Genomic DNA, 17410 nt, shown 5'->3' on the forward strand with positions numbered 1-17410 from the left:
TCAATCCCGGCGGAGGGCCTTCTTCAGCAGGTCCGCCACGCGCTGCACGTGGGGCTCGCGCAGCAGCGTGTAGTGGTTGCCCGGCAGGCGGTGCGACTCCAGCCGTTCGCCCACCCGCGTGCTCCAGCCACCGTCATCCGTGACCGTCGTGGGCTGCTCCTCCGCGTGGACGCGCAGCACCCGCTGATCCAGCGCGGGTGTGTGGTAGCGGCGGGCGGCTTCGAGGTTGGCCTCGAACACACGGAAGAGGCCCACCGCGGTCCCGGCGTCCGTCCCGGGCGGCAGGGCGCCTGCCCGGGCCGCGGTCTCCAGCACCTGGGTGAGGGCCGCTTCGGGCTCCAGGGCCGCGAGCGCCCCGAGGTCCAGCTCCAGGTCAGCCAGGGAGATGCCCATCAGGTCCTGGGCGAACAGGCTCACGGTCAGCGTGCGATCCAGGCGCGGCTCCGACGCCGGCACGGGCTCCGGCACGAAGGAGTCCAGCAGCGCGAGCAGCGCCACCTCCTCGCCCGCCTCGCGGAGCTGGCGGGTCATCTCGTAGGCGATGACGCCGCCCAGCGACCAGCCGCCCAGGTGGTAGGGGCCGACAGGCTGCACCTCACGCAGGGCGCGCACGTAGTCCGCGGCCATGGTTTCGAGGGTGCGCAGGGGTTCACTCGTGCCGTCCAGCCCCCGGGCCTGGAGGCCGTAGAAGGGCTGCTCCGGTCCCAACCGCCGCGCGAGCGCCGCGTAGGTCAGCACCGTGCCGCCCACCGGGTGGACGCAGAAGAACGGCGGGGCGGTGCCCGGCGTGCCTCCGGCCTCGAAGGGGACCAGCGGTGAGTTCGTGGCCGCGTCCCCATGCTGCTCCAGCAACGCCGCGAACCGCTCCACGCTGGGGGCCTGGAAGAGGGCGGACAGCGGCAGCCGGCGGCCCGTCTCGCGGTTCACCGCCTCCATCAGGCGCACGGCGAGCAGCGAGTGGCCGCCCAGCTCGAAGAAGCTGTCGCGCGGGTCCACGGTCTCCACCTCCAGGGCTTCAGCCCAGAGGCGCGCGAGCCGGGCCTCGGTCGCGTTCCGGGGCGCCTCGATGCCCTGGGCCCGCGTGGGGGCCTCGTCGCCGGGGGCGGGCAGCGCCTTGCGGTCCAGCTTGGCGTTCGCGGTGAGCGGGAGCGCGTTCAGCACCACCACGGCCGAGGGCACCATGTACTCGGGCAGCCGCTGCTGCACGAACGCGCGCACCGCCGGGCCGTCCAGCGTGGCGGCGCCGCCCGTGACGTAGGCCACCAGGCGCTTGTCGCCCGGCGTGTCCTGGCGCACCAGCGCCACGGCTTCGCGCACCTCGGGATGCGCTCGCAGCGCGGCTTCCACTTCGCCCAGTTCGATGCGGTAGCCGCGCACCTTCACCTGCGCGTCCATGCGGCCCAGGAACTCCAGCACCCCGTCCGGCTTCCACCGCGCCACGTCTCCGGTGCGGTAGAGGCGTTCTCCGGGCGTCGTGGCGAAGGGGTTCGGGACGAAGCGCTCGGCCGTCAGGTTCGGGCGCGACAGGTAGCCGCGCGCGAGGCCGTCACCGCCGATGAACAGCTCGCCCGGGATGCCCGGCGGGACGGGCTGCCCTTGCGCGTCGAGCACGTACACCTGGGTCTCCGCGATGGGTCGGCCCAGGGGGATCGTCTCCGGCACAGGCGTTCCGGGAGGCATCCGATGGGTCGTCGCGAAGACGGTGGTCTCCGTCGGGCCGTAGCAGGCCGTGACGGGGATGCCCAACTCCTGCACCACGCGGCGCACCTGCGGCGCCGGGACGACGTCGCCGCCCGTGAGCACCTGCCGCACACCCCACAGGGCTTCAGGCTTCAGGTCCGCCACCTGGGCGAAGAGGCCCGCCGTCAGCCACAGCGTGGTGACGCCATGCCGCTGGATCGTGCTCGCCAGCAGCTCCAGATCCGAGGGTGCGCTGGCCGGGAAGACGACGAGCCGGCCGCCGAAGAGCAGCGGCCCCCAGACCTCCAACGTGGAAGCATCGAAGGAGATGGGCGCGATGAGCAGGAACGTCTCATCCGGGCCCAGCTTCGCGTACGGCGCGTGGTGCAACAGGCGCAGCACGCCCCGGTGTTCCACCGCCACGCCCTTGGGGCGCCCGGTGCTGCCGGACGTGAAGTCCACGTAGGCCAGGTGTCGCGCGTGGGTCCCCGCGTGCACGGGCGTCGTGGGCTGATCCTCCAGATGCAGCTCCTCCACGAAGAGGCAGGGCAGAGCGTCATCCACAGCCAGCTTCGCGCGCACGTCGCGCGTCGTCAGCAGCAGCTTCGGCGGTGCGTCCTCCAGCATCGCGGCCAGTCGCTGCGCCGGGTACGCGGCATCCAACGGCAGGTACGCGCCGCCTGCCTTGAGGATGCTCAGCAGCGAGACGATGAGCTCCACCGAGCGCTCCAGGCACACGGCCACCAGGACGTCCGGCCCCACGCCGTGCTGGCGCAGCAGGTGCGCTCCCTGGTTCGTGCGCGCATCCAGCTCCGCGTACGTCAGCCGCGTCTCCCCGAACTCCAGTGCCACGGCGTCGGGCCGTTGCGCGGCCTGCGCCATGAAGAGGTCTTGAATGCTCGCGTCACGCGGGTACTCGCCGCCGGTCGCGTTCCACTCCACCAGCACCTGCTGACGCTCGTCCTCCGTGAGGAGGGAGTGTTGAGCCAGCGGCGCTCCGGGTTCGGAGACCAGCGCTCCGACCAGCGCCTCCAGGTGGCGGACCATCCGGGCGGCGGTGGCAGGCTCGAAGAGGGCCGTGCGGTAGTGCAGCGTGCCCTCGAAGCCCTCCGGGTTGCGGAACAGCGACAGCTCCACGTCGAAGCGGGCATTGCCCGAGTCCGCTTCCAGCGGTCGCAGCGAGAGCCCGGGCAGCGCCAGCTCCGGCAGCGGCGCGTTCTGCAGCGCGAAGAGGGCCTGGAAGAACGGCGTGCGTCCCAAGTCTCGCGCCGGCTTCAGCTCCTCCACCAGCTTCTCGAACGGGACATCCTGGTGCTCCTGCGCGCCCAACGTCGTGGTGCGCACCTGGGCCAGCAACTCCCGGAACGTGCGCGCCTCCTCGAAGCGCGCGCGCAGCACCAGCGTGTTGACGAAGAAGCCGATGAGACCCTCCGTCTCCGCGTGCCGCCGGTTCGCGATGGGCGAACCCACCAGCACGTCGTCCTGACCGGAGTACCGGTGCAGCAACGTCTGGAAGGCCGCCAGCCACACCATGAACGGCGTGGCGCCCTCCCGCTTCGCCAGGGCCTCCACCTGCTCACTCAGGGCCCGGGGGATGCGCACCGGCACCGTCGCGCCTTCCTGCGTGAGGACCGGGGGACGGGGCTTGTCGGTGGGCAACTCCAGGACCCCGGAGGCTCCGGCCAGCGAGTCCTTCCACCAGGACAGCTGCGCCTCCAGCGTCTCGCCCTGGAGCCAGTCGCGCTGCCACACCGCGTAGTCCGCGTACTGCACGGGTAGCTCTGGCAGGACGGGAGCCTGATCCAGGCGGAACGCCTCGTAGAGGGCGGTGACCTCACGAACCAGCACACCCAGGGACCAACCATCGGACACGATGTGGTGCAGGTGCAGCACCACCTGATGCTCCTCCGCGCCGAGCTTCAGCAGCAGGGCGCGCATCAGCGGCCCCTCACTCAAGCTGAACGGCCGGCGTGCTTCCTCACTGCGCAGCCGCAGGGCCTCCACTTCTCGCGACCCCTCGTCCGGGAGGTGCGTCAGGTCCACCGTCTTGAACGGCACGCGGAAGTCCGGATGGATGACCTGGACGGGCCGGCCGTCTTCCGTGCGGAAGGTCGTGCGCAGCGCTTCGTGCCGCGCCATCAGCGCATCGAGGCTTCTGTGCAGGGCCTGCACGTTCAGCGCGCCCACGAACCTCAAGGCCAGGGGGACGTTGTAGACGCTGCTGCCCGGCTCCAACTGGTCGATGAACCACAGTCGCTGCTGCGCGAACGACAGCGGCGGGGCGATCGTGCGGTCCGCCCGGGTGAGTGGCGCGGCGTGCGCCTTCGGGACGCCGTGGCCCAGGCGTGCGGCGAGGGCGGCCACCGTGGGGGCGGTGAACAGGTCGCCCAGCGGAACCTCCATGCCCAGGGTGGTCCGGATGCGCGCCACCACCTGCGTGGCCAGCAGTGAGTGTCCTCCCAGCTCGAAGAAGTTGTCGTCGATGCCGACCCCTTCCACATGCAGCACCTCCGCCCAGATGGCGGCGAGGCGGGCCTCCAGCGCGTCGCGCGGAGCTTGTGCTCGCCGCGCCGAGGCACTCGGGACCTCGGGGGCGGGCAGGGCCCTGCGGTCCACCTTGCCGTTGGCGTTGAGCGGCAGCGCGGGCAGCCGCACCCAGGCGGAGGGCACCATGTAGTCCGGAAGCTGCTTCGCGGCGAAGGCCTTCACCGCGTCCAGCTCCAGTCCGTCCCCGGTGGGCACGACGTAGCCCACGAGGCGCTTGTCACCGGGCACGTCCTCCCGCGCCAGCACCACTGCCTCCTGAACCCCGGGGGCCTGCCGCAGCACGGCTTCGACTTCGCCCAACTCGATGCGGAAGCCTCGCAGCTTCACCTGGAAGTCCGCTCGGCCCAGGTACTCCACCGTGCCGTCACGCAGCCAGCGCGCCAGGTCTCCCGTGCGGTACATGCGCGCGCCGGGCGTGGTGCTGAACGGATCCGGGATGAACCGCTCGGCGGTCAGGTTCGGGCGGCGCCAGTAGCCCCGGCCCACCTGGACTCCCGCGAGGAACAGCTCACCGGGCACGCCCACCGGCACGGGCTGGCCATGCCGGTCGAGCACGTGCAGCCGCGTGTTCGCCACCGGGCGACCGATGGGCACGCGGCGCAGGTCTTCCGTGCGCGGGCAGTGCCAGAACGTCACGTCCACCGCGGCCTCGGTGGGGCCGTAGAGGTTGTGCACCTCCGCGACGGGGAGGCGTGCGTGGGCGCGGCGCACCAGGTCCGCGGGCAGGGCTTCACCGCTGCACATCACGCGGCGCAGGTGCGTCAGGCCCTCCAGGCCCGGCTCCTCCACGAAGACGCGCAGCATGGACGGCACGAAGTGCGCGGTGGTGATGCGCTGTTCGACCATGAGCCGCGCCAGGTAGGCCGGCTCCTGATGGCCTCCGGGACGCGCCACCACCAGCCGCGCTCCCGTCATCAGCGGCCAGAAGAACTCCCAGACGGACACGTCGAAGCTGAACGGCGTCTTCTGCAACACCGTGTCGTCCGACGTGAGGCCGTACTCCTGCCGCATCCAGCGCAGGCGGTTGACGACGCCCGTGTGCGCGTTCATCGCGCCCTTGGGGCGCCCGGTGCTGCCGGACGTGAAGATGACGTAAGCCAGCGCATCGGCGGTGGCGCGCGGTGCCGGAGCCGTCGTGGGATGGCGGGCGATCCGCTCCCAGCCGGTGTCCACGCTCACGACGTGAGGCCGTGCAGGGGCCTCGCCGTCCAGGGGCAGCTTCGCGACGAGGTGCTCCTGCACCAGCAGCACGGGGGCCGCAGTGTCCTCCAACATCCACTGGAGGCGCTCGCGCGGGTAGGCCGGATCCAACGGCACGTAGGCCGCGCCCGCCTTGAGCACGCCCAGCAGCGCGACGACCAGTTCCAGGGAGCGTTCCAGGCACACGCCCACCAGCGACTCGGGTCCCACGGCCAGCGTGTGCAGGTGGTGCGCGAGCTGGTTGGCCCGTGCGTCGAGCTGCGCGTAGGTGAGGCTCTGGCCTTCGAACGTGACGGCGATGGCGTCCGGGCTCCTCGCGACCTGCTGCTCGAAGAGGTCGTGGATGCGCTCTCCGCGTGGGTACTCCACACGCGTGTCGTTCCACTCCACCAGGACCTGCTGACGCTCCTCCTCCGTGAGGAGTGAGCGTTGGGCCAGCGGCGCTCCGGGTTCGGAGATCAGCGCTCCGACCAGCAGCTCCAGGTGGCGGACCATCCGGGCGGCGGTGGCGGGCTCGAAGAGAGCGGTGCGGTAGCGCAGCGAGCCCTCGAAGCCCTCCGGGTTGCGGAACAGCGACAGCTCCACGTCGAAGCGGGCATTGCCCGAGTCCGCTTCCAGCGGTCGCAGCGAGAGCCCGGGCAGTGCCAGCTCTGGCAGCGGCGCGTTCTGCAGCGCGAAGAGGGCCTGGAAGAACGGCGTGCGTCCCAAATCTCGCGCCGGCTTCAGCTCCTCCACCAGCTTCTCGAACGGGACGTCCTGGTGATCCTGCGCGCCCAACGTCGTGGTGCGCACCTGGGCCAGCAGCTCCTGGAACGTGCGCGCCTCACCGAAGCGCGCCCGCAGCACCAGCGTGTTGACGAAGAAGCCGATGAGACCCTCCGTCTCCGCGTGACGCCGGTTCGCGATGGGCGAACCCACCAGCACGTCGTCCTGGCCGGAGTACCGGTGCAGCAACGTCTGGAAGGCCGCCAGCCACACCATGAACGGCGTGGCGCCCTCCCGCTTCGCCAGGGCCTCCACCTGCTCACTCAGGGCCCGGGGGATGCGCACCGGCACCGTCGCGCCTTCCTGCGTGAGGACCGGGGGACGGGGCTTGTCGGTGGGCAACTCCAGGACCCCGGAGGCTCCGGCCAGCGAGGCCTTCCACCAGGACAGCTGCGCCTCCAGCGTCTCGCCCTGGAGCCAGTCGCGCTGCCACACCGCGTAGTCCGCGTACTGCACGGGCAGCTCCGGCAGGGCAGGGGGACGGCCGTGATGGAGCGCCTCGTAGAGGGCGGTGACCTCGCGGACCAGCACGCCCAGGGACCAACCGTCGGACACGATGTGATGCAGGTGCAGCACCAGCTGGTGCTCTTCCGCGCCGAGCTTCAGCAGCAGGGCGCGCATCAGCGGCCCCTCACTCAAGCTGAACGGGCGGCGTGCTTCCTCACTGCGCAGCCGCACGGCTTCCGTCTGCCGCGACTCCCCGTCCGGGAGGTGCGTCAGGTCCACCGTTTCAAACGGAACCTGGCGCTTCGCGTGGATGACCTGGACGGGCCGGCCGTCTTCCGTGCGGAAGGTCGTGCGCAGCGCTTCGTGCCGCGCCATCAGCGCATCGAGGCTTCCTCTCAGCGCCCCTACGTCCAGCGCGCCCACGAACTTCAGGGCCAGGGGGACGTTGTAGAGGCTGCTGTCCGGCTCCAACTGGTCGATGAACCACAGCCGCTGCTGCGCGAACGACAGCGGCGGGGCGCTCGTGCGGTCCGCCCGGGTGAGCGGCGCGGCGTGCGCCTTCGGGACGATGCGGCCCAGGCGTGCGGCGAGGGCGGCCACCGTGGGGGCGGTGAACAGGTCGCCCAGCGGAAGCTCCACGCCCAGGGTGGTCCGGATGCGCGCCACCACCTGCGTGGCCAGCAGCGAGTGGCCTCCCAGGTCGAAGAAGTTGTCGTCGATGCCGACACCTTCCACATGCAGCACCTCCGCCCAGATGGCGACGAGGCGGGCCTCCAGCGCGTCGCGCGGCGCCTGTGCACGGCGCTCCGAGGCACTCGGGGCCTCCGGGGCGGGCAGGGCCTTGCGATCCAGCTTGCCGTGGGTGTTGAGCGGCAGCGCGGGCAGTCGCACCCAGGCGGAGGGCACCATGTATTCAGGAAGCTGCTTCGCGACAAAGGCCTTCACCGCGTCCAGCTCCAGCCCGTCCCCGGTGGGCACGACGTAGCCCACGAGGCGCTTGTCGCCGGGCACGTCCTCCCGCGCCAGCACCACCGCCTCCTGAATCCCGGGGGCCTGCCGCAGCACGGCTTCGACTTCGCCTGGCTCGATGCGGAAGCCTCGCAGCTTCACCTGGAAGTCGGCGCGCCCGAGGAACTCCAGCGTGCCGTCCTCCGTCCACCGCGCCCGGTCGCCCGTGCGGTACAGGCGCGCACCGGGCTCACGGGAGAAGGGGTGAGGAATGAAGCGCTCCGCGGTGAGGTCCGGCCGCTGGAGGTAGCCCCAGGCAAGACCGTCACCGCCCACGAACAGCTCTCCCGGCACTCCGGGTGGCAGCGGCTGGAGGGCCGCGTCCAGCACCCACGCCGTGGAGTTCCGCAGCGGACGGCCGATGGGCACCGCGCGGTCCACCCCGTCCCCCGTGCGCAGCGCGTGCGTCGCGGAGAAGGTGGTGTTCTCCGTGGGGCCGTAGCCGTTGATGAGGACAGCGCCTTCCGGGATGCGCGCGAGGTGCTCACGCACCTCCGTCACGGGCAGCACGTCGCCCCCCGCGAGCACGCGTCGCACGCGGGCCAGGTCCTGTCCCTGCTGGGCCACCATCTGCTCGAAGAGGGCGGCGGTGAGCCACAGCGTGTTGATGCCCTCGCGGCCCAGCACGTCGCCCAGCTCCGCCAGGGACAACGTCCCCGGAGGAGCGAGCACCAGCGTCGCGCCGTTGAGCAACGCGCCCCAGATCTCCAGGGTGGAGGCATCGAAGGCGACGGGCGCGAGTTGGAGGAACACGTCCCCAGGCCCGGCTTCGAGGAAGCCATTGTCGCGTGCGAGGCGCACGATGCCCCGGTGCGGCACGCTGACGCCCTTCGGACGTCCGGTGCTCCCCGAGGTGAACATCACGTAGGCCAGCGCCTCCGCGGGCACCGTCACCTCCAGGGCGCTGGCGGGCTGCTTCGCGATCCGCTCCGCCTCTTCGTCCAGCAACACGAGCAGCCCCGCCACCACCGGCAGGCTGTCCGCCAACGCATCCTGCGTGACGAGCACGCTGACGCCGGCCTCCTGGAGGATCCAGGTGATGCGCTCGGCGGGCTCCCGGGCCTCGATGGCGACATAGGCGGCGCCGGCCTTGAGGATGCCCAGCAATGCGGTGATGAGCTCCGGTGAACGCTCCACGCACAGCCCCACCCGGTCGCCCGGCCTGACACCGGCCCCGCGCAGATGATGCGCGAGCCGGTTCGACGCCGCGTCCACCTCCGCGTAGGTGAGCGTCCGGGGGCCAGCCTTCAACGCGACAGCCTCCGGCGTGCGCGCGGCCTGCTCGGTGAAGAGGGCCGGCACCGAGGCGTCGCGCGGGTACTCGCGAGTCGTGCCGCTCCAGTCGACCAGGAGCTGGCGGTGCTCCATGGGCGTGAGCAGGGACAGGCGCGACAGGCGCGTCCCCGGTGCCCGGACGGCCTCCGCCACCAGCAGCTCCAGCCGCTGGACCATGCGGGCCATGGTCTGCTGGGTGAAGAGGGCGGTGTTGTAGACCAGCGCGCCGGAATACCCCTCCGGGCCTCGGGTCAGCAGCAACTGCAGATCGAAGTGGATGGAAGTGGGGGAGTCCTCCAGCGGGCGCAGCGACAACCCCGGCAGCCGCAGCTCCGGCATCGGGGCGTTCTGGAGGGTGAACGTCACCTGGAAGAGAGGCGTGCGGCCTGCATCCCGTTCGGGCTGCAACACCTCCACCAGCTTCTCGAACGGGACGTCCTGGTGCTCCTGCGCGCCCAGCGTCGTGGTGCGCACCTGGGCCAGCAGCTCCTGGAACGTGCGCGCCTCACCGAAGCGCGCCCGCAGCACCAGCGTGTTGACGAAGAAGCCGATGAGGCCCTCCGTCTCCGCGTGACGCCGGTTCGCGATGGGCGAACCCACCAGCACGTCGTCCTGCCCCGAGTACTTGTGCAGCAACGTCTGGAAGGCCGCCAACCACACCATGAACGGCGTGGCGCCCTCCCGCTTCGCCAGGGCCTCCACCTGCTCGCTCAGTCCTCGCGGCACATGCACCGGCACGGTCGCGGCGAGCTGGGTGGGGACGGCGCTCCGGGGCTTGTCCGTGGGCAGCTCCAGGACGCCAGTGGCTCCGGCCAACGAGTCCTTCCACCAGGAGAGCTGCGCCTCCAGCACGTCCCCCTGGAGCCAGCCGCGCTGCCACACGGCGTAGTCCGCGTACTGCACGGGCAGCTCCGGCAGGGAGGGGAGCTGGCCCAGGCGGAACGCCTCGTAGAGGGCGGTGACCTCACGGACCAGCACGCCCATGGACCAGCCGTCAGACACGATGTGGTGCAGGTGCAGCACCAGCTGGTGCTCCTCCGCGCCGAGCTTCAGCAACAGGGCGCGCATCAGCGGCCCCTCACTCAAGCTGAACGGGCGGCGTGCCTCTTCCAGCCGCAGCCGCAGGGCCTCCGACTCCGCGTCCTGCCTGCCCGTCAGGTCCACCGTGTCGAACGGCACCCGGAAGTCCGAGTGGACGACCTGGACGGGCTGGCCCTCTTCCGAGTGGAAGGTGGTGCGCAGCGCTTCGTGCCGCGCCATCAGCGCATCGAGGCTTCCACGCAGGGCGTCCACGTCCAGCGCACCGCTGAGAAGCAAGCCGATGGGGATGTTGTAGAGGCTGCTGCCCGGCTCCAACTGGTCGATGAACCACAGCCGCTGCTGCGCGAACGACAGCGGCGGGGCGCTCGTGCGGTCCGCACGGATGATGGGTGAGGCGCTCGCCTTCGGGACGATGCGGCCCACCCGTGCGGCGAGGGCAGCCACCGTGGGGGCGGTGAACAGGTCGCCCAGCGGAAGCTCCACGCCCAGGGTGGTGCGGATGCGCGCCACGGCCTGTGTGGCCAGCAGCGAGTGGCCTCCCAGCTCGAAGAAGTTGTCGTGGCGTCCCACCCGGGGGACGCGCAACAACTCCGCCCAGACCGAGGCCAGGGCCACCTCCGTGGGTGTCACGGGGGCTTCGTAGACGCTCGTCGCGGGCTGCGCGACTTCCAGCGCCAGCAGCGCCTTGCGATCCACCTTGCCATTGGGCGTCAGCGGCAGCGCTTCACGCGGCACCAATGCCGACGGAAGCATGTACTCCGGCAGTCGCTGTGCCAGGAAGCCGCGCAGCGCGCCCACGTCCAGCTCCGGGCTCGCGACGAACCAGGCGGTGAGTCGCTTGTCGCCGGGCGTCTCCTCACGCACCAGCGCCACGGCCTCCCGCACGTCCGGGTGGGCCAGCAGCGCGGCTTCCACTTCCGCCAACTCGATGCGGTAGCCGCGCACCTTCACCTGGGCGTCCATGCGGCCCAGGAACTCCAGCACCCCGTCCGGCTTCCACCGCGCCACGTCTCCGGTGCGGTAGAGGCGCTCACCCGGTGTGGTGGCGAAGGGATTCGGGACGAAGCGCTCGGCCGTCAGGTTCGGGCGCGACAGGTAGCCGCGCGCGAGGCCGTCTCCACCGATGAACAGCTCACCAGAGACGCCCGCGGGCACCGGCTGGCCGTGCTTGTCCAGCACGTAGAGCTGGGTGGCGTTGATGGGCCGGCCAATGGGGATGGAGGTGCCCACCTGGGCCACGTCCGTCATGCGGTACGTGGAGGCGAAGAGGGTGGTCTCCGTCGGTCCGTAGCAGGCCGTGACGGGGATGCCCAACTCCTGCACCACGCGGCGCACCTGCGGCGCCGGCACGACGTCGCCGCCGGTGAGGACCTGCCGCACGCCCTTGAGGGCTTCGGGCTTCAGGTCCACCACCTGGGCGAAGAGGCCTGCCGTCAGATGCAGCGTGGTGACGCCGTGCCGCTGGATCGTGCTCGCCAGCAGCTCCAGGTCCGAAGGCGAGCTGGCCGGGAAGACGACGAGACGCCCGCCGAAGAGCAGCGGCCCCCAGACCTCCAGAGTCGAAGCGTCGAAGGAGATGGGCGCGATGAGCAGGAACGTCTCATCCGGGCCCAGCTTCGCGTACGGCGCGTGGTGCAACAGGCGCAGCACGCCCCGGTGTTCCACGGCGACGCCCTTGGGGCGCCCGGTGCTTCCGGACGTGAAGTCCACGTAGGCCAGGTGTCGCGCGTGCGTCCCCGACTGCACGGGCGTCGTGGGCTGATCCTCCAGATGCAGCTCCTCCACGAAGAGGCAGGGCAGGGCGTCGTCCACAGCCAGCTTCGCGCGCACGTCGCGCGTCGTCAGCAGCAGCTTCGGCGGTGCGTCCTCCAGCATCGCGGCCAGTCGCTGCGCCGGGTACGCGGCATCCAACGGCAAGTACGCGCCGCCTGCCTTGAGGATGCTCAGCAGCGAGACGATGAGCTCCACCGAGCGCTCCAGGCACACGGCCACCAGGACGTCCGGGCCCACGCCGTGCCCTCGCAGCAGGTGCGCCCCCTGGTTCGTGCGCGCATCCAGTTGGGCGTACGTCAGCCGCGTCTCGCCGAACTCCAGTGCCACGGCATCGGGCCGTTGCGCGGCCTGCGCCATGAAGAGGTCTTGAATGCTCGCGTCGCGCGGGTACTCGCCGCCCGTCGCGTTCCATTCCACCAGCACCTGCTTCCGCTCCGCCTCCGTGAGCAGCGGAATCTGTTCCAGCGGCGCTCCGGGTTCGGAGACCAGCGCTCCGAGCAGCGCCTCCAGGTGGCGGACCATCCGGGCGGCAGTGGCGGGCTCGAAGAGGGTCGTGCGGTAGAGCAGCGCGCCCTCGAAGCCCTCCGGGTTGCGGAACAGCGACAGCTCCACATCGAAGCGGCTGGTTCCCGAAGCCACCTCCAGCGGCCGTATCGCCACGCCGGGAAGTGACAGCGCCGGGAGCGGCGCGTTCTGCAGCGCGAAGAGGGCCTGGAAGAACGGCGTGCGTCCCAGGTCCCGAGCGGGCTGCAACGCCTCCACCAGCTTCTCGAACGGGACGTCCTGGTGATCCTGCGCGCCCAGCGTCGTGGTGCGCACCTGGGCCAGCAACTCCCGGAACGTGCGCGCCTCACCGAAGCGCGCCCGCAGCACCAGCGTGTTGACGAAGAAGCCGATGAGGCCCTCCGTCTCCGCGTGACGCCGGTTCGCGATGGGCGAGCCCACCAGCACGTCGTCCTGTCCGGAGTACTTGTGCAGCAGCGTCTGGAAGGCCGCCAGCCACACCATGAACGGCGTGACGTGCTCCCGCTTCGCCAGGGCCTCGACCTGCTCACTCAGGGCCCGGGGAATGCGCACCGGCACCGTCGCGCCCTCCTGCGTGAGGACCGGGGGACGGGGCTTGTCGGTGGGCAACTCCAGGACGCCGGAGGCTCCGGCCAACGAGTCCTTCCACCAGGAGAGCTGCGCCTCCAGCACGTCCCCCTGGAGCCAGCCGCGCTGCCAGACCGCATAGTCCGAGTACTGCATGGGTAGCTCCGGCAGGGCGGAGGGATGGCCCTGGAGCAACGCCCCGTAGAGGGCGGTGATCTCACGGACCAGGACCCCCATGGACCAACCGTCGGACACGATGTGGTGCGTGTTCAGCACCACCTGGTGCTCTTCCGCGCCGAGCTTCAGCAGCAGGGCGCGCATCAGCGGCCCCTCACTCAAGCTGAACGGACGGCGGGCCTCCTCCAGCCGCAGCCGCAGGGCCTCCGACTCCGCGTCCTGCCTGCCCGTCAGGTCCACCGTGTCGAACGGCACCCGGAAGTCCGAGTGGACGACCTGGACGGGCTGGCCCTCTTCCGAGTGGAAGGTGGTGCGCAGCGCTTCGTGCCGCGCCATCAGCGCATCGAGGCTTCCACGCAGGGCGTCCACGTCCAGCGTGCCGCTGAACGTCAAGCCGATGGGGATGTTGTAGAGGCTGCTGCCCGGCTCCAACTGGTCGATGAACCACAGCCGCTGCTGCGCGAACGACAGCGGCAGGGCGTTCGTGTGGCTGGCCCGGGTGAGGGGAGCAACGCTCGCCTTCGGGACGATGCGGCCCAGCCGTGCGGCGAGGGCGGCCACCGTGGGGGCGGTGAACAGGTCGCCCAGTGGAAGCTCCACGCCCAGGGTGGTGCGGATGCGCGCCACGGCCTGCGTGGCCAGCAGCGAGTGGCCTCCCAGCTCGAAGAAGCTGTCATGACGTCCCACCCGGGGGACGCGCAACAACTCCGCCCAGATACCCGCCAGCAAGACTTCCGTGGGCGTGATGGGGGCTTCGTAGGTGCTCGATGCTTGCTGCGCGACTTCCATCGCCAGCAGCGCCTTGCGATCCACCTTGCCATTGGGCGTCAGCGGCAGCGCTTCACGCGGCACCAATGCCGACGGAAGCATGTACTCCGGCAGTCGCTGTGCCAGGAAGCCGCGCAGCGCGCCCACGTCCAGCTCCGGGTTCGCGACGAACCAGGCGATGAGCCGCTTGTCGCCGGGCGTCTCCTCACGCACCAGCGCCACGGCCTCCCGCACGTCCGGGTGGGCCAACAGCGCGGCTTCCACTTCCGCCAACTCGATGCGGTAGCCGCGCACCTTCACCTGCGCGTCCATGCGGCCCAGGAACTCCAGCACCCCGTCCGGCTTCCACCGCGCCACGTCTCCGGTGCGGTAGAGGCGCTCTCCGGGCGTCGTGGCGAAGGGATTCGGGACGAAGCGTTCGGCCGTCAGGTTCGGGCGCGACAGGTAGCCGCGCGCGAGGCCGTCTCCGCCGATGAACAGCTCGCCAGAGACGCCCGCGGGCACCGGCTGGCCGTGCTTGTCCAGCACGTAGAGCTGCGTGGCGTTGATGGGCCGACCGATGGGGATGGAGGTGCCCACCTGGGCCACTTCCGCCATGCGGTGCGTGGAGGCGAAGACGGTGGTCTCCGTCGGGCCGTAGCAAGCCGTGACGGGGATGCCCAACTCCTGCACCACGCGGCGCACCTGCGGCGCCGGCACGACGTCGCCACCCGTGAGGACCTGCCGCACGCCCTTGAGGGCTTCGGGCTTCAGGTCCACCACCTGGGCGAAGAGGCCCGCCGTCAGGTGCAGCGTGGTGACGCCGTGCCGCTGGAGGGTGCTCGCCAGCAGCTCCAGGTCCGAAGGCGAGCTGGCCGGGAAGACGACGAGCCGGCCGCCGAAGAGCAGCGGGCCCCAGACCTCCAACGTGGAAGCGTCGAAGGAGATGGGCGCGATGAGCAGGAACGTCTCATCCGGCCCCAGCTTCGCGTACGGCGCGTGGTGCAAGAGGCGCAGCACGCCCTGGTGTTCCACCGCCACGCCCTTGGGGCGGCCGGTGCTTCCGGAGGTGAAGTCCACGTAGGCCAGGTGTCGCGCGTGTGTCCCCGCATGCACGGGCGTCGTGGGCTGATCCTCCAGCCCCAGCTCCTCCACGAAGAGAGACAGCAGGGCCTCTTCCACGGGAAGGGCCGAGCGGATCGCGCGCGTGGTGAGCAGCAGCTTCGGCGGCGCGTCCTCCAGCATCGCGGCCAGTCGCTGCGCCGGGTACGCGGCATCCAGCGGCAGGTACGCGCCGCCGGCCTTGAGGATGGCGAGCAGGGAGACAACCAACTCGATGGAGCGATCCAGGCACACGGCCACCAGGACGTCCGGGCCCACGCCGTGCCCTCGCAGCAGGTGCGCCCCCTGGTTCGTGCGCGCATCCAGCTCCGCGTACGTCAGCCGCGTGTCCCCGAACTCCAGCGCCACCGCGTCGGGCCGTTGCGCGGCCTGCGCCATGAAGAGGTCTTGAATGCTCGCGTCGCGCGGGTACTCGCCGTCCGTCGCGTTCCACGCCACCAGCACCTGCTTCCGCTCCGCCTCGCCCATCAAGGGCAGGTGCGCGAGCGGCGCTCCGGGTTCGGAGACCAGCGCTCCGAGCAGCACCTCCAGGTGGCGCATCATGCGAGCCACCGTGGCGGACTCGAAGAGGGACGTGCGGTAGAGCAGCACGCCCTCGAAGCCCCCCGGGTTGCGGAACAGCGACAGCTCCAGATCGAAGCGGGTGCTTGCCGAGTCCGTATCCAGCACCCTCATGGTCACGCCGGACAGGGTCAGCGCCGGCAGTGGCGCGTTCTGGAGCGCGAAGAGGACCTGGAAGAACGGCGTGCGGCTCAGGTCTCGTGCCGGATGCAGCTCCTCCACCAGCTTCTCGAACGGGACGTCCTGGTGATCCTGCGCGCCCAGCGTCGTGGTGCGCACCTGGGCCAGCAGCTCCCGGAACGTGCGCACCTCGTCGAAGCGGGTGCGCAGCACCAGCGTGTTGACGAAGAAGCCGATGAGGCCCTCCGTCTCCGCGTGATGACGGTTCGCGACGGGCGAGCCCACCAGCACGTCGTCCTGTCCGGAGTACCGGTGCAGCAACGTCTGGAGGGCCGCCAACCACACCATGAACGGTGTGACGTTCTCCCGCCTCGCGAAGGCCTCCACCTGCTCACTCAGGGCCAGGGGGATGCGCACCTGCATCGTCGCGCCCTCCGAGGTGAGGACGGTGGGACGGGGCTTGTCCGTGGGCAGCTCCAGGACCCCGGAGGCTCCCGCCAGCGTGTCCTTCCACCAGGACAGCTGTGACTCCAGCCGCTGTCCCTGGAGCCAGTCGCGCTGCCACAACGCGAAGTCCGCGTACTGCACGCGCAGCGCTGGCAGGGCAGGGGTCCGGCCGTGGTGGAAGGCCAGATAGAAGGCGTTGATTTCACGCACCAGCACGCCCAGGGACCAGCCGTCGGACACGATGTGGTGCGTGTTCAGCATCAACTGGTGCTCTTCCGCGCCAAGCTTCAGCAACAGGGCGCGCATCAGCGGCCCCTCACTCAAGCTGAACGGACGGCGGGCTTCTTGCGTCCGCAACCGCAGGGCTTCCGCCTGCCGCGACTCCGCATCCCGCACGTCCGTCAGGTCCACCGTGTCGAACGGCACGCGGAGGTCCGCGTGGATGACCTGGATGGGCTTCCCGTCCTTCGCGTGGAACGTGGTGCGCAGCGCTTCATGCCGCGCCATCAACGCATCCAGGCTTGCGCGCAGGGCCCCTACGTCCAGCGCGCCGCTGAACGTCAAGCCGACGGGGATGTTGTAGAGGCTGCTGCCCGGCTCCAACTGGTCGATGAACCACAGTCGCTGCTGCGCGAAGGAAAGCGGCAGGGCGTCCGGGCGCTTCGCTCGGACCAGTGCGTTCGGTGCCGCCGCGGCTCCATTGACGCCCCCGAGCGAGTCGATCAGCACAGCGAGCGCCGCGATCGTGGGCTTCTCGAACAAGGCGCGGAGGGGCAGCTCCACTCCGAACTGGTTCCGCAGGCGGGCCATCACCCCCATGGCCAGCAGGGACTGGCCGCCCAGATCGAAGAAGTTGTCATGACGTCCCACCCGGGGGACGCGCAACAGCTCCGCCCAGACCGAGGCCAGGGCCACCTCCGTGGGCGTCACGGGGGCTTCGTAGACGCTCGTCGCGGGCTGCGCGACTTCCATCGCCAGCAGCGCCTTGCGGTCCACCTTGCCATTGGGCGTCAGCGGCAGCGCTTCACGCGGCACCAGCGCCGACGGCAGCATGTACTCCGGCAGTCGCTGCGCCAGGAAGCCGCGCAGCGCGCCCACGTCCAGCTCCGGGCTCGCGACGAACCAGGCGGTGAGCCGCTTGTCGCCGGGCGTCTCCTCGCGCACCAGCGCCACGGCTTCCCGCACGTCCGGGTGGGCCAACAGCGCGGCTTCCACTTCGGCCAGTTCGATGCGGTAGCCGCGCACCTTCACTTGCGCGTCCGCTCGGCCCACGAACTCCAGCACCCCGTCCGGCTTCCACCGCGCCACGTCCCCGGTGCGGTAGAGGCGCTCTCCGGGCGTCGTGGCGAAGGGGTTCGGGACGAAGCGCTCGGCCGTCAGGTTCGGGCGCGACAGGTAGCCGCGCGCC

The 17410-nt window shown here is 70.9% G+C and carries 1 protein-coding gene (cut by a window edge); it reads right to left on the reverse strand.

Features of this window, described 5'->3' with window-relative positions; genetic code table 11:
* A protein-coding gene (locus tag D7X12_RS02655; protein ID WP_120623688.1) for a non-ribosomal peptide synthase/polyketide synthase crosses the window boundary here: on the reverse strand, positions 1–17410 show its 3' portion. Its footprint extends 14735 nt past the window's final position; only the last 17410 of its 32145 coding nucleotides appear in the window; the start codon falls outside the window, past its right edge; the stop codon is at positions 1–3.

Source organism: Corallococcus sicarius, from assembly GCF_003611735.1.
Taxonomy (GTDB): Bacteria; Myxococcota; Myxococcia; order Myxococcales; family Myxococcaceae; genus Corallococcus; species Corallococcus sicarius.